Genomic DNA, 22,497 nt, shown 5'->3' with positions numbered 1-22,497 from the left:
CACCACCGCGCCGCCGCCCTCAACCTCCGCCGACTGATCACCCTCAAACTCACCCGCACCAACAACACCTGGCATCTCGCCCCGGCCACCGCATAGCAAAAGGGGCCGTCCGGCCTACGGCCGGACAACCTCTCGACAAGATTTTCAGCGGTCTTCTAGGCGTACGTTCTCCGCTCCGTGGACTTCGCTGAGGATGCGCATGACGCTCCAGACCCGGCCCCAGTCGGTGTCGATTCTTGTGGCACTGGCCACGAGTTGGACACGCATGGGGAACTACGAAGCTGCTCGTAGGCGGATTGTCAACAAGATCACCCGTGTCCGCCTGGAGCTTCGCGTGCTGTCTGCCCGTCGTCGATGGAATTGGAAGCCTCAGGGGTGCCCGGAGTGAGGGCGTACGCGGCTTCGCCGGGGCCGCGGCCATGTTCCGGGCGTGGTCTACGGCACCTGGGCCAACTACTTCCCGGCACGCTCTCACCCACCCGCCCACAGCTTCGCCGGAATGCCTCTGGCCTGGTGTTCTCATGGATCCTGCATAGGCTGCGGAGATCTGCCGAACACCATGGGAGGGGTCTTCGTGAGTGGGAAGAGAATGGGGTACGACGCTGTCAGGATCGAGGCGCTGGAGGGGCGGGAAGCCGTTCGGAAACGGCCCGGTATGTGGGTTGGCTCGACGAGCGAACACGGGCTGCACGAGTTGGTGCTCCAGGTCGTGGGCTGGTCCGTGAACCGTGTCCTGGCCGGCCGCGAAGGCGGCTCCGTCGATGTCACGCTGACCCACGACGGCGGCGTGCGGGTCGCCGACAATGGGCCTGGGGGTCCCTTCGCGGCCGACGGGGACACCGGCGGCCGCGGTCTCGAAGCCCTGCTGACCGGTATGTCCGCCGCCGAGCGCGGTGGTCGGCACATCGCGCACGTGAGCCATGGCGGCCATGCGGGGCTCTTCGTAGCCAACGCCCTGTCGAGCAGACTGACGGCCGAGGTGCAGCGCGGGGGGACCTGCCGGGTCCAGGAGTACGCGCGCGGTGTCGCGGCCGCCCAGCCCGCCGCCACGGGGCCGATGGCCGGAAGCAAGACGATCATTGCCTTCTGGCCCGACACCGAGGTCTTCGAAACGACGTGGTGCTCGTTCGCCGTGCTGGCGGAGCGTTTCCGGCAGGTGGCCTTCCTCAACCGGGGCCTGGGGATCTCGCTGACCGACGAACGCCCGGCGGGCGGGGCCCGGGCGGTGAGCTTCCGGTTTCCGGACGGCGTGCGGGACTTCGTGGCCGCCCTCGACGCGGAAACGGGGGCCGCCCTCCATCCGGACGTCATCGGCTTCGAGCACGAGGATCCGCGTATGGCGGGGACGGTGGAGGTGGCCTTGCTGTGGAGCGGCTCCTGCCGGGAGCGAATACGCAGCTTCGCCAACAGCCGGGCCACTCGCCAGGGCGGCACGCACGTGGACGGCTTCCGAGACGGAGTGGCGGCGGCGGTCACCGCGTACGCGCGTGAACGAGGGCTGCTGACGGGGGACAACGCTCCCTGGGCCGACCGGATCAACGATGGCCTCACGGCAGTCGTGTCGGTGAAACTCGAACACCCCGAATACCTCGGCGCCACGCACGAGCTGCTGGGCAACACCGACGTACGCGGCTGTGTCGGGGAGGCTGTCCGCGAACACCTCGGCAGCTGGCTCAAGGAGCAGCCGAAGCACGCCGCACAGGTCGTCGACCGAATCCTCCGGAACACTCACCAGGACTGAACAGCCCGCAGAGCCATGCGAAGCGGCGCGGACGCCCGGCGGGGGCGCCGGCAGGGCACTGCTGACCGGGCCCTCGCACTTCTCGGGGATCAGGGTCATGGACCGGGAGTCGCCAGGGGCGATGACGATCCTGTTCCGCTACAGCGCTAAGTCACAAAAGGTGTGACTAAGAGCTCGCGCAGATAGGCGGTGTGGGCAGCCCCGGCAACAAGGTGGGAACAGGTCCCGGTGATCATGGAGCTGCGACGCTCTGTGACCACTGGGGAGATCTGTGCCCGTCCTTCCATCATGGCTGACCGACCCGCTCTGGGATCAATTCGCGGCACTGCTGCCCAAGCGCCCTGCGGTCGATCCGGCCCACCCGCTGGGTTGCCACCGCCGCCGTATCAGCGACCGGATCGTGTTCGACAAGCTGCTCCAGCTCCTGCGGTTTGGCTGCTCCTACCAGGCGGTCTCCGACACGACCTGCTCGGCGACCACGATCCGCAACCGCCGCAACGAGTGGATCCGGCTCGGCGTCTTCGCCCGACTCAAACAGATCGCGCACGTCTGGCAGAACGCCTTCCACCGGCTCCGATCGGCGGTGAGGCATGCTTCACCGAGCCCGGCGGCGTCGGCGGGGCGGAGCCTGGAGCCCCGCCGAGCCGGGCGGGCCTTTGGTGTCAGCGGCCGTGTTGTTGAGGCCGGATGAGGAGCAGGGCGATGTCGTCGTTGCGGGGGGCGGACCGTTGGGCGTGGTGGATGAGGGTGTCGGCGAGGGCGTCCAGGGTCTGGCCCTGGGCCTGTGCGAGCTGGGCGGCGAGGTCGGCGGTGGCGTCCTCGATGTCGATGCCGGGGGTTTCGACGAGTCCATCGGTGTACAGGGCAAGCACGGCCCCGGGCGGTAGGGGGATGTCGGTCTCCGGGTAGTCGGCCGCGGGGTCAATGCCGAGCAGGAGCCCAGGCGTCAGCGGAAGGATCTCAGTGTGTAGGTCGGGGTGGCGCAGGAGTGGGGGTGGGTGGCCGGCGGTGGCCAGGCAGGCGCGGTGGCGTGCCAGGTCGAGCTGGGCGTAGAGGCAGCTGGTGAACAGGCCGGGGTCGAGGTCGGTGAGCAGGCGGTTGGTGCGGGCGAGGACTTGGCCGGGCGATGCGCCGGCGGTGGCGTGGACGGCGGTGCGGACCTGCCCCATGAGGGCGGCGGCGTTCACGTTGTGGCCTTGGACGTCGCCGATTGCTGCGGCGGCGAGGTCGGTGTCGAGATGAATGAGGTCGTAGAAGTCGCCGCCGACGTCGATGCCGTGAGCGGTGGGGAGGTAGCGGGTGGCCACGTCCAGGCCGGGGACGCGGGGCAGTGCTTGGGGCAGCAGGCTGGCTTGCAAGCTGTGGGCGAGAGCCTGATTGGTGTCGTAGAGGCGGGCGCGGTCCAGGGCCTGGGCGATCAGCCCGGCGGTCGCGGTGAGGACAGCTCGTTCCTCGGGCGTGAAGGGATGCGGCCGGTCGTACGCGAGGACCAGCGAGCCGACGGGGCGGCCGGAGGTGATCAGGGGCAGGAAGGCCCAGGCGGCCTTGCCGTCCTGCAGGACGGCGGGGGGATGAGCGCGCTTGAGGTCCGCGAAGGTGGCGTAGAAGCTGGGGACGCCGCTGGTCAGGACACGCACGGCAGGGGTGTCCGAGGCCAGGGGGGTGCCGTCGAAGCGGTCCATGAGTTCGGCGGTGTAGCCGCGGTAACCGATGATCCGCAGCCGGCCCTCCTCGGCGATCATCAGGGCGAGGGCTTGGGCCTCGAAGGCGGTCGGGATCAGGTCATCGATCCGGGCGATCACGTCCATGACCCCGACGGCCTCGGTCAGCGTGGCGGCGAGGTGCATCAGGTGGTGGTGGGCGGTCGACCGGCCCGGTGCGGCCGGCGGTGCGGGGTGCAGAACCTCTGACGTCTCCGAGGCAGGGGGCGGGGAGGCCGGGGCGATCCGGACGCTGATGCCGCAGACGTCCGGGTACAGGTGGAAGGACAGCCACCGGTCCGGTGGGCGTAGGACGGTGAAGGAGGTGGACTCCTGGCTGAGCACCGCGGCCCGGTAGCGGTCTTCGACGACTGGGTCGTCCAGCCACGGCAGGACCTGCCGGGGCAGGACGCCCAGCAGGTCGACGGCGCTGGCGCCGAGGAGGTCGGCGGCGGTGGTTGTGATGAAGGTGATCCGGCCGTCAAGGTCCAAGGTGCAGCATCCTCCGGGCAGGCGCTCGGCGAAGTCCGCCGCTGCCGCCTCCTGGGTCGGCCCGCGAGCGCGGGCACGCAGGGGGGCGCAGGACCTGCGGCTCGGACCCGGGCAGCAGCGGGTGGCCGCTGTCGGCGGCCTGCCGCAGGAAAAGGCCCAGGCGGCGGCACGAGGTACGGACCGCGTTGCGTTCGTGTCGGGTCAGCGTCGATGGATGCGAGCTGGGCCACCGCACCACCAGCGCGCCCCAGACGGCGGTGCCGGTGGTGATCGGGGCAGCGGCCGCCGAGAAGGGGTAGGGCAGCGCGAGCGCCATCTGCGGGTAGTGCCGCGCCATCTCTTCCTGGCCGCCTATCCACACCAGACGCCGCTCGCGCACAGCGTCGGTCGCCGGGGTGCGGGCCGCCAGCGGCACCTGTGTCCAGTGCGCGGCGATCTTTCGGGGAACCCCCCTCAGCATCGCCAGCCGCAGCACCCGCTCGCCCGGCGGCAGCAGGTATACCAGGCCCCCGGAAGCGTCTGTCTCCCGCATGAACTGGTCCAAAGCGACGCAGAGTAGATGCGTGCCCGAGCCTGTGCCAGTGCCGAAGCCGGCAAGGTCCCTCATGCTCTCACCCTCCCGAGCGGCACCAGGCAGGGATCCCTCCAGGCGCCTGAAGCGGCATCTGGCCGCCTCCGCGCTGATGCCCAGGCCAGCACCGATCTGCGCCCAGCTCACCCCGGTTCGTCGGTCCGCCAACACCGCACAGCGCACCAGCTGCCCGGCCAACCCGGGCACCTCCGCCACCGCGGCAACATGGCCGCCCTCCGCTCCTCGCCCCGGGCGCGAGTCGCTCGCCTGCTGGGTTGCGGCCTGCACCTGCGTCAGGAGATCCGCTTCCGCGAACACCAGCGCCTGCCGCGCCTCCGCCGCCGCCTGCCAGCGATGCCTGGCTCGCCAGGCCGCCTGCCGATGCGCCTGACGGCAATACCGCCGACCCGGGCCTGCCGACTCCGGCAGTGGAGCTCCGCACCAGCCACACCGATCGTCACCCATATACCGATCGTCGCCCATATAGGGAAAATATGCTCTACTGCCGTGACGACGTGCTGCACACGTCCCCCGGGGCGGTGGCGGCCGTACCTATACGTCGGCAGGCATACGTACCGATCATGTCGGCATCAAGATGCCCAAACTGCTGCACTCGGACGCTGCGTAGATCGGCACTCGCTCATGGGCGGCGGTTCGGACGGTTGTCCCAGCGGTGGGTCGTCCACGCCCTGCGGAGCAGGCTACGGACGGTGATGATCGTATCGGCGAGGTCGAAGAACGCGTCGATGACCGCGACACGGCGTTCGTAGCATCGGGCGAGCCGGTGGAAGGCGTTCTGCCAGGCGTGGGTGCGCTCGACGTGCCACCGCTGGCTCGCCTGGATCGGTACCTTCTCGCCCTTGTGCGCGATGCGGCCGTGCAGACTGCGCGCGGCGAGTTCGGCGCGGGTCTTGTCCGAGTCGTAGCCGGCGTCCAGGTGCACGGTGATGGCCTCGGGCAGCGGTCCCAGGTCCACCAGCAGGTCCAGGGTCGGAGCCAGCAGCGGAGAGTCGTGGCGGTTCGCTCCGGCGAGGACCCTGCCGAGCGGGATCCCATAGCCATCCGTCATGCCGGAGCGTTTCAGGCCCTGTTTGCCGCGGTCGACCGGCGAGCGCCCGGCCGCTTCTCCGCCGCCGGGGGCCTTGGTGATGGAGCCGTCGACGGCGATCTGGTCGAGCACGAGCCCGACGATCCGGCGGGCCGCGAAGAAGGCCACTCAAACGCGGCAAGATCGCGTACAGGAGTGACGACCTCTCCCTGACCAGCCCGCCATTTGGCCGTCCACCTCTGTGCCCAACCCGCGCCGGTGTCCAGCGCGTCAGTCGCTTCCGGGACAGCGAAAGAGACCACGAGATCGTCGAAGGTGCAGTTGTGGGACCACACCGGTCCCACCACAGAAAGGGGCTGATCGGAGGCAGTAGCCATGCCCTCAGCCCACAGGTCGGCCGGGCACTCCTGCCGAACTTTCGCGAAATTCGTCACTCAAAGCTCCGCACTCACTACCCTGCGGCCAACTTCGGCGCTCACGCCGGCCAACTAGACCGCTAACTGGCCAACTACGGCGCTATGTCACACAAGGGACCCGCCGCGATGGCTGCATGCTTTGCATAAAAGTGCATCGCTGCGTATAGTCATGCCATCGACGAGGAGGATTTCGATGGTGGTACGTGCAGCAGTGGCAGGGGCGAGCGGATACGCCGGTGGGGAACTGCTCCGTCTCCTGCTGGTCCACCCCCAGGTCGAGATCGGGGCCCTCACCGCCAATTCCAACGCGGGGCAGAAGCTCGGTGCGCTGCAACCGCATCTGCGGCCGCTGGCCGACCGGGTGCTGCAGCCGACCGCGGCCGAGGTGCTCGCCGGCCACGATGTCGTCTTCCTCGCCCTTCCGCACGGCCAGTCCGCCGCCGTTGCCGAGCAGCTCGGCGACGAGGTGCTCGTCGTGGACATGGGCGCCGACTTCCGGCTCGAGGACGCTGCGGACTGGGAGAAGTTCTACGGTTCGCCGCACGCCGGGACCTGGCCCTACGGTCTGCCCGAACTGCCGGGCGGACGCTCGGCGTTGGCGGGGTCCAAGCGCATCGCGGTGCCCGGCTGCTACCCGACGGCCGTCTCGCTCGCGCTCTTCCCGGCGTACGCGGCCCAGCTGGCCGAGCCCGAGGCCGTGATCGTCGCCGCGTCCGGCACCTCCGGGGCGGGCAAGGCGGCCAAGCCGCATCTGCTCGGCTCCGAGGTGATGGGCAACATGTCCCCGTACGGCGTCGGCGGGGGCCACCGGCACACCCCCGAGATGATCCAGAACCTCAGCGCGGCAGCCGGCGCACCGGTCACCGTCTCCTTCACGCCGACCCTGGCGCCGATGCCCCGCGGCATCCTCGCCACCTGCAGCGCGAAGGCGAAGCCGGGCGTGAGCGCCGAATCCCTCCGCGCCGCGTACGAGAAGGCGTTCGCCGACGAGCCGTTCGTCGACCTGCTCCCCGAGGGGCAGTGGCCCGCCACGGCGGCCGTCCACGGTTCCAACGCGGTGCAGATCCAGGTCGCGTACGACGAAGCGGCGGGCCGGATCATCGTCATCAGCGCCATCGACAACCTCACCAAGGGCACCGCCGGCGGCGCCCTGCAGAGCATGAACATCGCCCTCGGACTCCCCGAGGACACAGGTCTTTCCACGATCGGAGTCGCACCGTGAGTGTCACGGCAGCACAGGGGTTCTCCGCGGCGGGCATCGCCGCGGGAATCAAGGAGAGCGGTAACCCGGACCTGGCCCTCGTGGTCAACAACGGTCCGCGTCACGCCGCCGCGGGCGTCTTCACCTCCAACCGTGTCAAGGCCGCCCCCGTCCTCTGGTCGGAGCAGGTGCTGAAGGGCGGCGAAGTCGGCGCCGTCGTGCTCAACTCCGGTGGTGCCAACGCCTGTACGGGCCCACAGGGCTTCCAGGACACCCACGCCACCGCGGAGAAGGCCGCCGAGGTCCTCCCCGGCCACAGCGCGGGAGAGATCGCGGTCGCCTCGACCGGACTGATCGGGACGCTGCTCCCGATGGACAAGCTGCTGCCCGGCATCGAGACCGCCGCCGCGGCGCTGAGCGAGCACGGTGGCGAGAAGGCCGCCATCGCGATCAAGACCACCGACACCGTCCACAAGACCGCCGTCGCGGGCGGCGAGGGATGGACCGTCGGCGGCATGGCCAAGGGCGCGGGCATGCTCGCCCCGGGCCTCGCCACCATGCTGGTCGTCCTCACCACCGACGCCGATGTGGCCGCCCCGGCGCTGGACACCGCGCTGCGCGCCGCCACCCGCACCACCTTCGACCGGGTCGACTCCGACGGCTGCATGTCGACCAACGACACCGTCCTGCTGCTGGCCTCCGGCGCCAGTGGAATCACCCCGGACCAGGGCGAGTTCGCCGAGGCCGTACGGACCGTCTGCGCCGACCTCGCCCGGCAGCTCATCGGTGACGCCGAGGGTGCCTCCAAGGACATCCGGATCGAGGTCATCAACGCCGCGACCGAGGACGACGCCGTCGAGGTGGGCCGCTCCATCGCCCGTAACAACCTCCTGAAGTGCGCCATCCACGGCGAGGACCCCAACTGGGGCCGCGTCCTGTCCGCGATCGGTACGACGAAGGCCGCCTTCGAGCCCGACCAGCTGAATGTCGCCATCAACGGCGTCTGGGTCTGCAAGAACGGGGGAGTCGGCGAGGACCGCGACCTGGTCGACATGCGCTACCGCGAGGTCAGGATCACCGCCGACCTGGCAGCAGGCACCGAGTCGGCCGTCATCTGGGCCAACGACCTCACCGCGGACTACGTCCACGAGAACAGCGCGTACAGCTCATGACCCCGGCGCGGAAGCACACCGCACTCCCGAAGGCTCAGATCCTCATCGAGGCGCTGCCCTGGCTGACCCGGCACAACGGCAAGACCGTCGTCATCAAGTTCGGCGGCAACGCCATGATCGACGAGGAGCTGAAGGCGGCTTTCGCCCAGGACGTCGTCTTCCTGCGCCAGGCCGGCCTCAAGCCCGTCGTCGTGCACGGCGGCGGCCCGCAGATCAGCGCCCAGCTCGACAAGCAGGGCCTGGTCAGCGAGTTCAAAGCCGGTCTGCGCGTCACCACGCCCGAGGCCATGGACGTCGTACGGATGGTGCTGGCCGGACAGGTCCAGCGCGAGCTCGTCGGCCTGCTCAACCAGCACGGCCCGCTCGCCGTCGGCCTGACCGGCGAGGACGCCCACACGATCACCGCCACCCAGCACCGGCCGATCATCGACGGCGAACTCGTCGACATCGGCCGGGTCGGCGAGATCACCGCCATCGACACCGGGGCGATCCAGGCGCTGCTGGACGACGGCCGGATCCCGGTCGTCTCCTCCATCGCACGCTCCGCCGACGACAACCACGTCTACAACGTCAACGCCGACACCGCGGCCGCCGCACTCGCCGCCGCGCTGAACGCCGAGACGCTGATGGTCCTCACCGATGTCGAGGGCCTCTACGAGGACTGGCCCAACAGCGACGACGTGATCAGCCGCCTCACCGCCACCGAGCTGGAGAAGCTGCTGCCCGAGCTGTCCAGTGGCATGGTCCCGAAGATGCAGGGCTGCCTGCACGCCGTGCGCAACGGCGTCGAGACCGCCCGTGTCATCGACGGCCGGGTCCAGCACTCGATCCTGCTGGAGATCTTCACCGACGAAGGAATCGGCACGATGGTCGTGCCCGACGCAGAGGGGGATTCATGAGCAACCAGGAGTTCTCGCAGCGCTGGAGCCACGCGCTGATGGACAACTACGGCACCCCCCAGCTGTCCCTCGTCCGAGGCGAGGGCGCCCATGTGTGGGACGCCGACGGCACCGAGTACCTCGACTTCGTCGGCGGTATCGCGGTGAACGCGCTGGGCCACGCCCACCCCGCCGTCGTCGAGGCCGTCTCCACCCAGATCGCCTCCCTCGGCCACGTCTCCAACCTCTACATCGCGCCGCCGCCCGTCGCCCTCGCCGAACGGCTGCTCCAGCTCTTCGGCCGCGAAGGCAGGGTCTACTTCGCCAACTCGGGCGCCGAGGCCAACGAGGCCGCCTTCAAGATCGGCCGACTGACCGGGCGGACCCACATGGTCGCCACCGACGGCGGCTTCCACGGCCGGACCATGGGCGCACTCGCGCTCACCGGCCAGCCCGGGAAGCGCGAGCCCTTCGAACCGCTGCCCGGCGATGTCACCCATGTCCCCTACGGGGACGCCGAGGCGCTGCGGGCCGCCGTGACCACCGACACCGCCCTGGTGATCATCGAGCCCATCCAGGGCGAGAACGGTGTGGTCGTGCCGCCCAGGGGCTACCTGGAAGCCGCCCGCGAGATCACCCGGGCCACCGGCACCCTGCTCGTCCTCGACGAGGTGCAGACCGGTATCGGCCGCTGCGGCCAGTGGTTCGAGCACCAGGCCCACCAGGGCGTCGAGCCCGACATCGTCACCCTCGCCAAGGGCCTCGGCGGCGGACTGCCGATCGGTGCGACCGTCGCGTTCGGTCCGGCGGCCGACCTGCTGAAGCCGGGCCGGCACGGCACGACGTTCGGTGGCAACCCGATCGCCTGCGCCGCCGGTCTCGCCGTCCTGGACACCCTGGCGGCCGACGGCGCCCTGGACCGGGTGAAGCAGCTCGGCGAGAAGATCCGGAACGGAGTGGAGGGTCTCGGGCACTCTCTGGTCTCCCATGTCCGCGGCTCCGGGCTGCTGCTGGGTATCGTGCTCACCGAGCCCCTCGCGCCTCAGGTGCAACAGGCGGCTCAGGGAGCCGGAATCCTGGTGAACGCACCCGCCCCCGATGTGCTGCGGCTGATGCCGCCGCTGATCATCGGTGACACGGAGGTGGACGCGTTCCTCCGGGCGCTGCCGGGCGCTCTCGACGCGGCAAAAGGGGACGGACGATCCGGAGAATGAGGCGACGACGATGACCGAGGCGCAGGAGACCGAGCACGGCGGGCCGTCCGTGCCGCAGACCCGCACCGCACGCCACCGCCGGATCGTGGACATCCTGAACCGGCAGCCGGTGCGCTCGCAGAGTCAGCTGGCCAAGCTCCTCGCCGACGACGGGCTGAGCGTCACTCAGGCGACGCTCTCCCGCGATCTGGACGAGCTGGGCGCGGTGAAGATCCGCAACACCGGCGGCGAGCTGATCTACGCGGTGCCGAGCGAGGGCGGATTCCGCACCCCGCAGGCACCGCTGGGCGGGTCCGCGAAGGAGGAGCGGATGCGGCGCCTCTCCGCCGAACTGCTCATCTCGGCGGAGGCCTCGGCCAACCTCGTGGTGCTGCGCACCCCGCCGGGCGCGGCCCAGTTCCTCGCCTCGGCCATCGACCAGGCCGAACTGCACGACATCCTCGGCACCATCGCGGGCGACGACACCCTCATGCTGATCAGCCGTGACCCGGCGGGCGGCCAGGCGCTCGCCGACCACCTGCTGCGACTGGCCCAGAAAGAACGCTGAGCGGGCCGGAGCCGGTCCGGGGCGCCTCGGACCGACCGCAATCGGGGGCGGCGCGGGAAAATTGCCGGTCGGTCTCAGTAGCGCGTGATCGCGAGCGGTCCCGAACGGGTCCCGATCGCGATGTGCGGACGGCGGGCCGGATCCACCCAGTCCAGGATCCGGTCCATCGCGGCCGCCGGTACGGACACACAACCGGCGGTCGCGCCGAGCCCGTTGACATGCAGGAAGATCCCGGCGCCGCGCCCCCGCACCGGCCGCGCGTAGTTGAAGCCGATGACGAGCGCGCGGGCGTACTGCGTCGGATACGCGATCAGGTGCTCCGCCTCGCTCGCCCGGCAGTCCGCCGGCCGCGGCTCCACCCAGCGGTTGTAGGACCGCGCCCGGTCGTCCTGGCACCACCACGACCGGTTGTCGACCCGGCGGTACGGGTGGACGGTGCCGGCCGGTGCCACCTTGATCCCGAAGGCGAACGGCAGGTCGTACAGGCCGGTGGGTGTGGTGTCGGTGCCCTGCTTGCGTGACACCCCCTCGGCCAGGCCCTTTGCACCGAACCGGGCCGGGGTGGAGCCGCCCTTCACCCAGGTGCCCCGGCGTAGATTCCACCAGGTGACGGTACCTGTGATGGACCCCGCGGCCGGCGCCTCGGCCGTGATCAGCTGGGTGCCGCCGCCGGTGTCGGCGAGCCGTTCCGGGAGAGCCGGCGCCGCGGCGGGCCGGGCCGCGACCGAGCCCGCCAGCGCGAGCAGTACCGAACCGATCACCAGAGATCTGCGCATGCCACGGACGCTAGACCCCCCGGCGGGGCGTCACCTCCGGATCTGCTCCGGACGGCTCAATTCCCTACCACGTCTCCTTTTGCGCCCGGCATGGCCGGCAGCGGGAGCGGCAGCCCCGGCAGCCCGTCGATACTCGTCGCGACGTGCTCCTTCTTCTCGAAGTAGCCACTGAGCGACGCGTCGTCCTCGCGGGCGAAGCGCTGGGCGTGCAGTGGCCGGTCCTCGTCGTACGACATGAACGGCACGGCGAATCCACAGGTGTCCCGGACCAGCTCGGCCCTGACCACGACGATGGCGCGCAGCCCGTGCGGGCCGGGGTCCACGTCGGGGAAGTGGCCGAGCAGCGGGCCGAACCGCGGATCGTCACGGAAGACCGGCTCGCCGCGACCGTGCACCCGCACGATGTTCGGCGGCCCCTGGAAGGCGCACCACATCAGCGTGATGCGGCCGTTCTCGCGCAGATGGGCGATGGTCTCGGCATTGCTGCCCGCGAAGTCCAGATAGGCCACGGTCAGCTCGTCGACGACGGCGAACGAGCCGCTGACGCCCTTGGGGGAGAGGTTGACCGTGCCCTCGCCGTCCAGGGGCGCCGTCGCCGTGAAGAAGATGTGCTGCTCCTCGATGAAGGTCCTGATCCGTCCGTCGATTCGCTCGTACGTTTTTCCCATGGCGGCCATTATCGTCGCCAATTCCGGCGTGGCCGGGGCCATTTCAGCTGGTGGGATGCCGGTACGGGCCCGCCGCCCGCAACCGCCGCCGCACCGCTTCGCAGTCTTCGTGGCCGCTGATCTCCGCTGGCGAGGGCCCCGTGACACGCCACTCCCACCTGCGCCTTTGACAAAGCATACGGAGGACTGCATAGTTATACCCATCAGTGATTGCACCGTAAGGAGAAACCCGTGACCGAGCGCGTCGTACTCGCCTACTCGGGCGGCCTGGACACCTCCGTCGCCATCGGCTGGATCGCCGAGGAGACGGGCGCCGAGGTCATCGCCGTTGCCGTGGACGTCGGCCAGGGCGGCGAGGACCTGGACGTCATCCGCAAGCGCGCACTCGCCTGCGGTGCCGTCGAGGCCGAGGTCGCGGACGCCAAGGACGAGTTCGCCGAGGAGTACTGCCTCCCGGCGATCAAGGCCAACGCCCTCTACATGGACCGCTACCCGCTGGTCTCGGCCCTGTCCCGGCCGACCATCGTCAAGCACCTCGTCGCCGCCGCCAACAAGCACAACGCCGGCATCGTCGCCCACGGCTGCACCGGCAAGGGCAACGACCAGGTCCGCTTCGAGGCCGGCATCTCCGCGCTCGGCCCCGACCTGAAGTGCATCGCCCCGGTCCGTGACTACGCGATGACCCGGGACAAGGCGATCGCCTTCTGCGAGGAGAAGAACCTCCCGATCGCGACCACCAAGAAGTCCCCGTACTCCATCGACCAGAACGTCTTCGGGCGGGCCGTCGAGACGGGCTTCCTGGAGGACATCTGGAACGCGCCGATCGAGGACATCTACGAGTACACCGAGAACCCCGCCGCCCCGCGCGAGGCCGACGAGGTCGTCATCTCCTTCAAGGAGGGCGTGCCCGTCGCCATCGACGGCAAGCCCGTCACCGTCCTCCAGGCGATCCAGCAGCTGAACCAGCGGGCCGGCGCCCAGGGAATCGGCCGGATCGACATGGTCGAGGACCGTCTCGTCGGCATCAAGTCCCGCGAAGTGTACGAGGCCCCGGGCGCGATCGCGCTGATCACCGCCCACCAGGAGCTGGAGAACGTCACCGTCGAGCGCGAGCTGGCCCGCTACAAGCGGCAGGTCGAGCAGCGCTGGGGCGAGCTGGTCTACGACGGCCTGTGGTTCTCCCCGCTCAAGCGCGCCCTGGACGGCTTCATCGACGAGGCCAACCAGCACGTCACCGGTGACATCCGGATGACCATGCACGCGGGCCGCGCCGTCGTCACCGGCCGGAAGTCCGAGCAGTCGCTCTACGACTTCAACCTCGCCACCTACGACTCGGGCGACACGTTCGACCAGTCCAAGGCGCAGGGCTTCATCGAGATCTTCGGCCTCTCGTCGAAGATCGCCGCGAAGCGTGACCTCGCCTGACCCCCAGTAGTTACGTCACCGCCTCCCCGGCCCTTCGCACGGGGAGGCGGTCGCACATCCACCCCCTTGTTCTTCCGAGGAGCATGCAGTGAGCAACGGCAACGGCAACAGCGACGTACGCCTCTGGGGCGCCCGCTTCGCCGACGGTCCGGCCGAGGCGCTGGCCAAGCTGTCCGCCTCCGTCCACTTCGACTGGCGGCTCGCGCCGTACGACATCGCCGGCTCCCGCGCCCACGCGCGCGTCCTGAACAAGGCGGGTCTGCTCACCGAGGACGAGCTGAACCGCATGATCGCCGGTCTCGACCAGCTCGAGGCCGACGTCGCCGACGGCTCGTTCACCGGCACCGTCGCCGACGAGGACGTGCACACCGCGCTGGAGCGCGGCCTGCTGGAACGCCTCGGCCCGGACCTGGGCGGCAAGCTGCGCGCCGGCCGGTCGCGGAACGACCAGATCGCCACCCTCTTCCGGATGTACCTGCGCGACCACGCCCGGATCATCGGCGGTCTGATCGCCGAGCTCCAGGGCGCCCTGGTCGGCCTCGCCGAGGCGCACCCGGACGTCGCGATGCCCGGCCGTACGCATCTGCAGCACGCCCAGCCGGTGCTCTTCGCCCACCACGTCCTGGCCCATGTGCAGTCCCTGTCCCGGGACGCCGAGCGGCTGCGCCAGTGGGACGAGCGGACCGCGGTCTCCCCGTACGGCTCCGGCGCACTGGCCGGGTCGTCCCTCGGGCTGGACCCGGAAGCGGTCGCCGCCGACCTCGGCTTCGAGCACGGCTCCGTCGCCAACTCCATCGACGGTACGGCCTCCCGCGACTTCGTCGCCGAGTTCGCCTTCATCACCGCGATGATCGGCGTGAACCTCTCCCGGATCGCGGAGGAGGTCATCATCTGGAACACGAAGGAGTTCTCCTTCGTCACCCTGCACGACGCCTTCTCCACCGGCTCCTCGATCATGCCGCAGAAGAAGAACCCGGACATCGCCGAGCTGGCCCGCGGCAAGTCCGGCCGGCTGATCGGCAATCTGACGGGCCTGATGGCCACGCTGAAGGCCCTCCCGCTCGCGTACAACCGTGACCTCCAGGAGGACAAGGAGCCGGTCTTCGACTCCTGCGACCAGCTCGAGGTCCTGCTGCCCGCCTTCACCGGAATGATGGCCACCCTCACCGTCAACCGCGAGCGCATGGAGGAGCTGGCCCCGGCCGGCTTCTCGCTCGCCACCGACGTCGCCGAGTGGCTGGTCAAGCAGGGCGTGCCGTTCCGCGTCGCCCACGAGGTCGCGGGCGAGTGCGTCAAGACGTGCGAGCAGCAGGGCATCGAGCTCGACGAGCTGACCGACGAGCAGTTCGCGAAGATCTCCGAGCACCTCACCCCCGAGGTCCGCACGGTCCTCGACGTGCCCGGCGCCCTCGCCTCCCGCAGCGGTCGCGGCGGTACGGCCCCGTCCGCCGTCGCCGTCCAGCTCGCCGAGGTCAAGGCCGACCTCGCCGTCCAGCAGGCGTGGGCCACCGCGAAGAACTGACGGCGCGCAGGCGGCTTCGGGGCGGGGAGCGGTCGTACGCTCCCCGCCTTCCGGTTTCCGGGAGCTGAGTTACGTTGACGGGGGAGCGCACCCGATCGACGAGGAGCCCACGATGCCTTTCGACCTTCCCCGAGCTCTCGGCTTCGCTCGGCCAGGGGAGGCCCCATCGGCCACAGCGAAGACTCCGACCGCCCACATCGGGCTCGGCCTGGCAGCGGTCGGCAGGCCCGGCTACATCAATCTGCACCGCGACTGCGATCTGCCCGCCGACCGCGGCGTCGAGGCGCTGCGCGGGCGCACCCACGAACTGCTGGACGCCGCCTACGCGCAGGGTGTCCGTTACTTCGACGCGGCCCGCTCCTACGGTCGTTCGGAGGAGTTCCTGGCCGGCTGGCTGACGGCGCACCCGGAGGCGGACGATGTCGTCATCGGCAGCAAGTGGGGCTACACCTACACCGCCGACTGGAGTGTGGAAGCCGAGGTGCACGAGGTCAAGGACCACAGCCTGGCCACGTATCTGCGCCAGCGCGCCGAGACCGACGCGCTGCTCGGGGACCGGCTCGACCTCTACCAGATCCACTCGGTCACCGCCGACAGCCCGGCCCTCACCGACAAGGAGCTGCACGCGCGGCTCGCCGAACTCGCCGCGGCAGGGGTCGGCGTCGGGCTGTCCACCAGCGGACCCGCCCAGGCCGACGCCATCCGGGCCGCCCTCGCCGTCACCGTCGACGGCGAACCGCTCTTCCGCACCGTCCAGGCCACCTACAACGCCCTGGAGACCTCGGCCGGAGCCGCGCTCGCCGAGGCCCATGACGCCGGGCTCACCGTGATCGTCAAGGAAGCCATGGCCAACGGCCGGCTCGCCGGAACGGACGCCCCCGCCGTGGTCCAGGAGATCGCCGCCGACGCCGGCGTGGGCAGCGACGCGATCGCGCTGGCACTCGTACTGCACCGGCCGTGGGCCTCAGTGGTGCTCTCCGGCGCGGCGACCCTCGATCAGCTCGCCGGAAACCTGCACGCGGCCGTCGTCGACCTCGACGAGGCGCGGCGCGCCCGGCTCGACGCGCTCGTGGAGGAGCCGGAGGCGTACTGGCGGTACCGCGCCACGCTGCCGTGGAGCTGAGCGGGTGCGCCCGGCGCCGGTGAAGGGGCGCTGATCCACCTGTCACATCGGTGGGGCCCGGTTCGTCATCGCAGTGACGGCACACTACGGAGGAATGCGACTGTGGGCGGACATGAGTGGGGCGGACGCGGGGTGAACGGACGCGGGGTGAACGGACGCGAGGTGGACGGGCGCGAGTTCCTGGCCGAACGCTTCGAGGGGAACCGGACCCAGCTGAAGGCCGTGGCCTACCGGATGCTCGGCTCGACGAACGAGGCGGAGGACGCCGTCCAGGAAGCCTGGATCCGGCTCAGCCGTACGGACAGCCGGGCGATCGAGAACCTGGGCGGCTGGCTGACGACGGTGGTCGGGCGGGTGTGCCTCGACATGCTCCGCTCCCGCCGCTCCCGCCGCTCCCGCCGCGAGGAGCTGCTCGACACGCGCGCGCCCGAGGCCCACGCCCCGGACCCCGTCCTCGGCGCCGAGCCGGAGGCCGACCCGGAACAGCAGGCGGTGATGGCCGATTCGGTGGGTCTCGCGATGCTGGTCGTACTCGAAACGCTCGACCCCGCCGAGCGGCTCGCCTTCGTCCTGCACGACATGTTCGCCGTGCCCTTCGACGAGATCGCCCGCATCGTGGACCGCAGCCCGGCCGCGGCCCGGCAGCTCGCCAGCCGGGCCCGTCGCCGGGTGCGGGGCGTGGACCCGGATCCGGACCCCGATCTCACCCGCAAGCGCGAAGTCGTCGACGCCTTCCTGGCCGCCGCCCGCGGCGGTGACTTCGAGGCCCTCGTCGCCGTGCTCGACCCGGACGTCGCCGTGCGGTCCGACGCCGAAGCCGGTGGCGTCGGTGCGCCGTCCCTGGTGCGGGGCGCCGCGACCGTGGCCCGCCAGGCGATGATGTTCGCACCGTTCGCCCGGTCGTCGCTCCCCGCGCTGGTCGACGGGGAACCGGCCGTCATCTCGGCGCTCGACGGCCGTCGCTTCTCGGTCATGATCTTCACCATCGCGCGCGGGAAGATCACCGAGATGTTCGTGGTCAACGATCCGGCCCGCCTGCCCGACCTCGATCTGACGGTCCTCAACGACTGACTCGGGGCGGGCGGCGGCGACTCGACCGGGGTGGCGGACTCAGTCCCCGCCGCCCCGGCGGCCGTCCGCCCACGCGGCGAGCACCTCGAAGTCGGCCGGCAGCAGCCCGATCCACGGATCGATCCACCGCAGGAGAGCCTCGGCCGCCCCCTGCTCGGCGGCCCATTCCCGGTCCTGCTCGGAGATCTCGTCGTCGACCCAGGCGAAGGGCCGGCCCGCTGCGTACTCCACCACGTACTGCGTCTTCCAGTACGTGCCGTCCGGCGCGCTGCCGTGCATCGACGGCCAGTCGATGTACGGCAGCGGAGGCAGTCCGAGACGCGGCCCGATCCATTCGTTGGCCTCGTCCTTCCAGGTCGTCGCCCAGACCAGCTCGTAACGGCCGGCCAGGCCGCGCAGCGCCTTCCCGTGTTCCGGGTTGAGGAGGACGGGCAGCGGCATCCCGTAGTCCCACCCCGTCGGCCGCATCAGATACAGCGCATAGCCGTCCGGAACCCGGCGGCGCGTCAGTGCCGCGTACGGATTGAGCGGGCCGTCGATGTCGATCAGCAGCAGCGGCTTCATGCCGACATGGTCCTCTCTCGCGTCGGCGGGGGGCGACGGCCGTGCTGTGAGACATTCATGTCTCACATGGGTTATGGTTGTCTCATGACTCTCGACCGTGAGCAGGTGCTGCGCAGCGCAGCCGCCCTGCTGACCCGTAAATCGACCGCCACCATGGACGAGGTCGCCAGAGCCGCAGGCATCGGACGCGCCACCCTGCACCGGCACTTCGCCGGACGGGACGCCCTGGTCAAGGCATTGGAGAACCTGGGCATCCAGGAGTTCGGAGCGGCTCTGGACGCCGCGGCGCTCGACGAGGGGACCTCCGAGGAGGCGCTGCGCCGACTGGTCGCCGCCGTCGAGCCGAGCGCCGGACTCCTCTCCTTCCTCGTCACCGAGAACCAGCTCTTCGAGGGCGACGGGGTGAACGAAGGCTGGAGCCGGCTCGACGCCCGGGTCTCCGCCTTCTTCCGGCGCGGCCAGGAACGCGGCGAGTTCCGCATCGACCTCACGCCCGCCTGGCTGACCGAGGCCCTCTACGGGCTCATCTCCTCCGGCGCCTGGGCCGTCCAGACGGGCCGGGTCGCCGGGCAGGACTTCCAGCACATGATCGTCGAGTTGCTGCTCGGCGGCGCACGCCGGAGCGTGGAGCAATGAGCAGTCTCGAACAGCACGCGGAAACCTCCGAAGAGCTGCGCCGTCCGGGGCGGTGGATCGCCCTGGCCGTCCTCGTTCTCGCCGTGCTGCTCGTGGCCGTGGACGCCACAGTCCTCGGCCTCGCCACCCCCTTCCTCACCGAGGACCTCAAGCCGTCCGGCACCCAGCTGCTCTGGATCGGCGACGTCTACTCCTTCGTCATCGCCGGACTCCTGGTCTCCATGGGCAGCCTCGGTGACCGCGTCGGCCGCAAGAAGCTGCTGCTGAGCGGTGCCGTCGCCTTCGGCGGGGTCTCCGTGCTCAACGCGTACGCGAGCACCCCCGAGATGATGATCCTGGCGCGGGCGCTGCTCGGTGTCGCGGGCGCCACCCTGATGCCGTCCACGCTCGCCCTGATCCGCAACCTCTTCCACGATCCGCGCGAGCGCAGCCTCGCCATCGGCATCTGGGGCGCCATGGCCTCGGCGGGCGCGGCCGTCGGCCCCGTCGTCGGCGGATTCCTCCTGGAACACTTCTGGTGGGGCTCGGTCTTCCTGATCAACCTGCCCGTCATGGCCGTGCTGGTGGTCGTCGGCGTCAAGATGATCCCCGAGTCGAAGAATCCGGTGCCGGGCCCCTGGGACCTGGGCAGCGTGGCGCTCTCCCTCGTCGGCATGATCGGCGTCGTATACGCCGTCAAGGAGCTGGCCGCGCACGGGACGAGCTGGGCAGTCGCCGTCGCGGGCCTCGGCGGCCTGGCCGCGCTCCGCTGGTTCGTCCGCAGACAACTCACGCTCCCCGCGCCCCTGCTGGACATGCGGCTCTTCCACCACCGGGGCTTCTCGGGTGCGGTCCTCGCCGATCTGCTGGCCATCCTCGGCCTGTCCGGACTGGTCTTCTTCCTCTCCCAGTTCCTGCAACTGGTCCAGGGGCGCGGGCCGTTGGAGGCAGGGCTCGCCGAGCTGCCCGCGGCCATCGGCGCGGTGACCGCGGGACTGCTCGCCGGTGTGGCGGCCCGCCGCTGCTCCGTACGGTCGGTGGTGTCCGGAGGTCTCGGGGCGATCGGCCTGGCGCTCGCCGTCGTCACCTTGATCCACAAGGAGACCGCCTACCCGCTGATCGGCGCGGTGATGCTGGTCGTCGGCGTCGGCGCGGGCTTCGCCTTCACCGTCACCTCCGATGTGATCCTCTCCAGCGTCCCGAAGGAGCAGGCGGGCTCCGCGGCCGCGGTCTCCGAGACGGCGTACGAACTCGGCGCGGCCCTCGGTATCGCCCTGCTCGGCTCCATCGTCACCGGCGTCTACCAGGGCTTCGCCACCCCGCAGGGCGTCCCGTCCGCCAACGCCGCAGCGGCCCACGAATCGCTGGGCGGCGCCGTCGAAGCGGCCCACGGCCTTCCGGCGCAGCAGGCGAGCGCGCTGGTCTCCGCCGCACAGGAGTCGTTCGTCGACGGGCTGCGGCTCGCCGCGGGTGTCGGCGCGGCGGTCCTGCTGGCGACGGCCGTCACCGCCTGGTTCCTGCTGCGCGGGCAGAAGCTGGAGGAGGGCATCGTCCACCAGTAGCCGCCCGCGTCCCGGCCCGTACGGGCCGGGACGACATGCGGATGGCCCGTACCGCCAACCGGGGTACGGGCCATCCGCGTATCCTGCGCGGTGCGTCAGCTCACGCGGCCTTCGCCTTCGTGGCGTACATGTCGACGTACTCCTGACCGGACAGCCGCATCACTTCGGCCATCACGGAGTCGGTGACCGCCCGCAGCACATAACGGTCGCGGTCCATGCCCTCGTAGCGGGAGAACTCCATCGGCTCACCGAAGCGGACCGTCACCTTGCCGGGGCGGGGCAGACCGGTACCACCGGGCTGCAGCTTGTCCGTGCCGATCATCGCGAACGGCACCACCGGCGCACCCGTCATCAGCGTCAGCCGGGCGATGCCCGTACGGCCCCGGTAGAGGCGGCCGTCGGGGGAGCGGGTGCCCTCCGGGTAGATGGCGAAGGCCTTGCCCTCCTCCAGCACCCGGCGGCCCGTCATCAGCGCCGCGACACCGCCGCGGCCGCCGTCCCGGTCCACCGGGATCATGCCGCAGCCCGTGAAGAACCAGGCCATCGCCCGGCCCTTGAGCCCCTTGCCCGTCACGTACTCGTCCTTGCCGATGTAGGACACCGGCCGGTCGCAGCAGATCGGCATGATCATCGAGTCGATGAACGTCAGATGGTTGCCCGCGAGGATCACCGGACCGTCCCCGGGGATGTTCTCCACGCCCTCCACCTGGGGGCGGAACATCAGGCGCAAGATCGGTCCGAGCACTGCCTTGATGAGTGCGTGTCGGGACAACGGTTCCTCCGGTGTAGTGGCCGGGCCGGCCGAGGCGCGGGATGGTGACGGTCCATGCAGGTGAGGACGATACTCGCGGGTTCTCGCTCACCGCACATCGGGTTCACCGAGTGGATACGCAGTGTTGACGCGTGTTTCCGCCATGTTCGTCCAGGAGCTGCTCCTGAGACGTTACGACTGCCTACGCTCGGGCCGCGCCCGACAGGTGCGAGACATCACACGCGAGGAGCATTCATGACAGAGCGCGCGCAGGCAGGTCCCGGCCGCAGAACCCTGCTCGGTGCGGGGGCCGCCGTACTGGGCACGGCCGCCCTCGGACTGGCCGGCGGCCCGGCCGATGCCGCCGGGAACGCGGCCGGGAACACCGACGGACGGCCGGGCGGCCACGGCTTCCGCCTCGATCTGCCGGTGCCCACCGTCATCGGGCACCGCGGCACCAGCGGCTACCGGCCCGAGCACACCCTCGGCTCCTACCAGCTGGCCCTCGACATGGGCGCGCACATCATCGAGCAGGACCTGGTGCCGACCAAGGACGGCCATCTCGTCTGCCGTCACGAGAACGACATCACCGCGACCACCGATGTCTCCGCCCACCCCGAGTTCGCGAGCCGCAGGACCACGAAGAAGGTCGACGGGGTCTCGCTCACCGGCTGGTTCACCGAGGACTTCACCCTCGCCGAACTGAAGACACTGCGGGCCAAGGAGCGCATCCCCGGCACCCGTCAGAAGAACACCCTCTACGACGGCCGCTGGGAGATCCCCACCTTCGAAGAGGTGCTGCGCTGGGCCGACCGCGAGGGACGCAGGCGCGGCAAGCCGGTCTGGCTGTACGTCGAGACCAAGCACCCCACCTACTTCCGGGGCCTCGGCCTCGGCCTCGAAGAGCCCCTCGCCAAGCTGCTGCGCCGCTACAACCGCCACCGCAAGCAGTCGCCGCTCATCCTCCAGTCCTTCGAGCCCGGCAGCATCCAGCGCCTGGCCGGACTCGTCGCCACTCCGCGCGTCGTCCTGCTCTCCGGCGCGGGCGAGCGCCCCTGGGACTTCGTCACGTCCGGCGATCCGCGCACCGTCGCCGACCTGGTGAGGCCCGAGGGCCTGAAGTGGATGGCGTCCTTCGCCCAGGGCATCGGACCCACCCTGGACCTGATCATTCCCAAGGACGCCTCGGGGCGGCTCACCGCACCCACCACCCTCGTGGCGGACGCGCACGCCCAGGGCCTGGTCCTGCACCCGTACACCTTGCGCAACGAGAACACCTTCCTGCCCGCCGATTTCCGGCGCGGCACGGACCCCACCGCGTACGGTGACGCGTTCGGCGCGTTCCAGGCGTACTTCGCGACGGGTATCGACGGGATCTTCTCCGACAACCCGGACACCGCTCTTCTCGCCGCGGCGGACTTCGCCGCGAAGTGAGACCGG

General features: G+C 70.4%; 17 protein-coding genes and 3 pseudogenes. 14 read left to right on the top strand and 6 right to left on the bottom strand.

Annotated features, from left to right (window positions below; genetic code table 11):
* The first annotated feature begins 574 nt into the window (after positions 1-574).
* Positions 575-1,741: a DNA gyrase subunit B gene (locus ACFVV1_RS30415; protein ID WP_389995707.1), complete on the top strand. Its 1,167-nt coding sequence runs from the start codon at positions 575-577 to the stop codon at positions 1,739-1,741.
* Positions 1,742-2,012: 271 nt separating this feature from the next.
* Positions 2,013-2,282: pseudogene (locus ACFVV1_RS30410) on the top strand (transposase); the annotation flags it as partial.
* 121 nt (positions 2,283-2,403) lie between these two features.
* Here the strand turns inward: ACFVV1_RS30410 and ACFVV1_RS30405 are convergent.
* Positions 2,404-4,540: pseudogene (locus ACFVV1_RS30405) on the bottom strand (SpoIIE family protein phosphatase).
* A gap of 604 nt (positions 4,541-5,144) precedes the next feature.
* Positions 5,145-5,708: pseudogene (locus ACFVV1_RS30400) on the bottom strand (transposase); the annotation flags it as partial.
* 453 nt (positions 5,709-6,161) lie between these two features.
* On the opposite strand from ACFVV1_RS30400, the gene argC reads away from it, so the two are divergent.
* Genes argC through ACFVV1_RS30375 form a run of 5 tightly spaced genes read left to right on the top strand, consistent with a single transcriptional unit; the run spans position 6,162 to position 10,980 of the window.
* Positions 6,162-7,190 (top strand): N-acetyl-gamma-glutamyl-phosphate reductase, encoded by a 1,029-nt coding sequence (gene argC / locus ACFVV1_RS30395; RefSeq protein ID WP_389995704.1) that lies wholly within the window; start codon positions 6,162-6,164, stop codon positions 7,188-7,190.
* Positions 7,187-8,341, top strand: a complete 1,155-nt coding sequence (argJ, locus tag ACFVV1_RS30390; protein WP_389995702.1) for a bifunctional glutamate N-acetyltransferase/amino-acid acetyltransferase ArgJ — start codon at positions 7,187-7,189, stop codon at positions 8,339-8,341. Before argC ends, argJ begins: the two co-directional genes overlap by 4 nt.
* A complete protein-coding gene (gene argB / locus ACFVV1_RS30385) occupies positions 8,338-9,240 on the top strand; it encodes an acetylglutamate kinase (RefSeq protein ID WP_389995699.1) in 903 nt (300 codons plus the stop codon). Before argJ ends, argB begins: the two co-directional genes overlap by 4 nt.
* On the top strand, positions 9,237-10,433 hold the full coding sequence (locus tag ACFVV1_RS30380; protein ID WP_389995696.1) for an acetylornithine transaminase: 1,197 nt from the start codon (positions 9,237-9,239) through the stop codon (positions 10,431-10,433). Before argB ends, ACFVV1_RS30380 begins: the two co-directional genes overlap by 4 nt.
* Positions 10,434-10,443: 10 nt before the next feature.
* Positions 10,444-10,980, top strand: a complete 537-nt coding sequence (locus ACFVV1_RS30375) for an arginine repressor (protein ID WP_266745179.1) — start codon at positions 10,444-10,446, stop codon at positions 10,978-10,980.
* Between the two features lie 74 nt (positions 10,981-11,054).
* On the opposite strand, the gene ACFVV1_RS30370 is transcribed toward ACFVV1_RS30375, so the two are convergent.
* Both ACFVV1_RS30370 and ACFVV1_RS30365 read right to left on the bottom strand, forming a co-directional pair.
* The gene (locus tag ACFVV1_RS30370) at positions 11,055-11,756 is read right to left on the bottom strand and encodes a L,D-transpeptidase (RefSeq protein WP_389995693.1); all 702 of its coding nucleotides are present in this window, start codon (positions 11,754-11,756) and stop codon (positions 11,055-11,057) included.
* A 56-nt stretch (positions 11,757-11,812) separates the two neighbouring features.
* Positions 11,813-12,424, bottom strand: a complete 612-nt coding sequence (locus tag ACFVV1_RS30365; protein WP_389995691.1) for a pyridoxamine 5'-phosphate oxidase family protein — start codon at positions 12,422-12,424, stop codon at positions 11,813-11,815.
* Between the two features lie 231 nt (positions 12,425-12,655).
* On the opposite strand from ACFVV1_RS30365, the gene ACFVV1_RS30360 reads away from it, so the two are divergent.
* The 4 genes from ACFVV1_RS30360 to ACFVV1_RS30345 all read left to right on the top strand — a co-directional run bounded on the left by ACFVV1_RS30360 (position 12,656) and on the right by ACFVV1_RS30345 (position 17,565).
* Positions 12,656-13,849 carry an argininosuccinate synthase gene (locus ACFVV1_RS30360; RefSeq protein ID WP_389995688.1) on the top strand — a complete coding sequence of 398 codons (1,194 nt, stop codon included), beginning with the start codon at positions 12,656-12,658 and terminating at the stop codon, positions 13,847-13,849.
* 88 nt (positions 13,850-13,937) lie between these two features.
* The gene (gene argH / locus ACFVV1_RS30355; protein WP_389995686.1) at positions 13,938-15,371 is read left to right on the top strand and encodes an argininosuccinate lyase; all 1,434 of its coding nucleotides are present in this window, start codon (positions 13,938-13,940) and stop codon (positions 15,369-15,371) included.
* Between the two features lie 112 nt (positions 15,372-15,483).
* A complete protein-coding gene (locus ACFVV1_RS30350) occupies positions 15,484-16,494 on the top strand; it encodes an aldo/keto reductase (RefSeq protein WP_389995683.1) in 1,011 nt (336 codons plus the stop codon).
* 162 nt (positions 16,495-16,656) lie between these two features.
* Positions 16,657-17,565: a sigma-70 family RNA polymerase sigma factor gene (locus ACFVV1_RS30345; protein ID WP_389995725.1), complete on the top strand. Its 909-nt coding sequence runs from the start codon at positions 16,657-16,659 to the stop codon at positions 17,563-17,565.
* Positions 17,566-17,604: 39 nt separating this feature from the next.
* On the opposite strand, the gene ACFVV1_RS30340 is transcribed toward ACFVV1_RS30345, so the two are convergent.
* Positions 17,605-18,129: a hypothetical protein gene (locus ACFVV1_RS30340; RefSeq protein ID WP_389995680.1), complete on the bottom strand. Its 525-nt coding sequence runs from the start codon at positions 18,127-18,129 to the stop codon at positions 17,605-17,607.
* 84 nt (positions 18,130-18,213) lie between these two features.
* On the opposite strand from ACFVV1_RS30340, the gene ACFVV1_RS30335 reads away from it, so the two are divergent.
* Entirely contained in the window at positions 18,214-18,765 is a 552-nt protein-coding gene (locus ACFVV1_RS30335) for a TetR/AcrR family transcriptional regulator (RefSeq protein WP_389995677.1), read from the top strand.
* A complete protein-coding gene (locus ACFVV1_RS30330) occupies positions 18,762-20,306 on the top strand; it encodes an MFS transporter (RefSeq protein ID WP_389995674.1) in 1,545 nt (514 codons plus the stop codon). Before ACFVV1_RS30335 ends, ACFVV1_RS30330 begins: the two co-directional genes overlap by 4 nt.
* Positions 20,307-20,406: 100 nt before the next feature.
* On the opposite strand, the gene ACFVV1_RS30325 is transcribed toward ACFVV1_RS30330, so the two are convergent.
* On the bottom strand, positions 20,407-21,078 hold the full coding sequence (locus ACFVV1_RS30325; RefSeq protein ID WP_389995671.1) for a lysophospholipid acyltransferase family protein: 672 nt from the start codon (positions 21,076-21,078) through the stop codon (positions 20,407-20,409).
* Between the two features lie 234 nt (positions 21,079-21,312).
* On the opposite strand from ACFVV1_RS30325, the gene ACFVV1_RS30320 reads away from it, so the two are divergent.
* The gene (locus tag ACFVV1_RS30320) at positions 21,313-22,491 is read left to right on the top strand and encodes a glycerophosphodiester phosphodiesterase (RefSeq protein WP_389995668.1); all 1,179 of its coding nucleotides are present in this window, start codon (positions 21,313-21,315) and stop codon (positions 22,489-22,491) included.
* Positions 22,492-22,497 lie beyond the last annotated feature (6 nt).

The sequence above is a fragment of the Streptomyces sp. NPDC058092 genome, assembly GCF_042884935.1.
Taxonomy (GTDB): Bacteria; Actinomycetota; Actinomycetes; order Streptomycetales; family Streptomycetaceae; genus Streptomyces.
The sequence above is the reverse complement of the archived record's forward strand: the minus strand, read 5'-3'. Positions and strand labels throughout refer to the sequence as shown.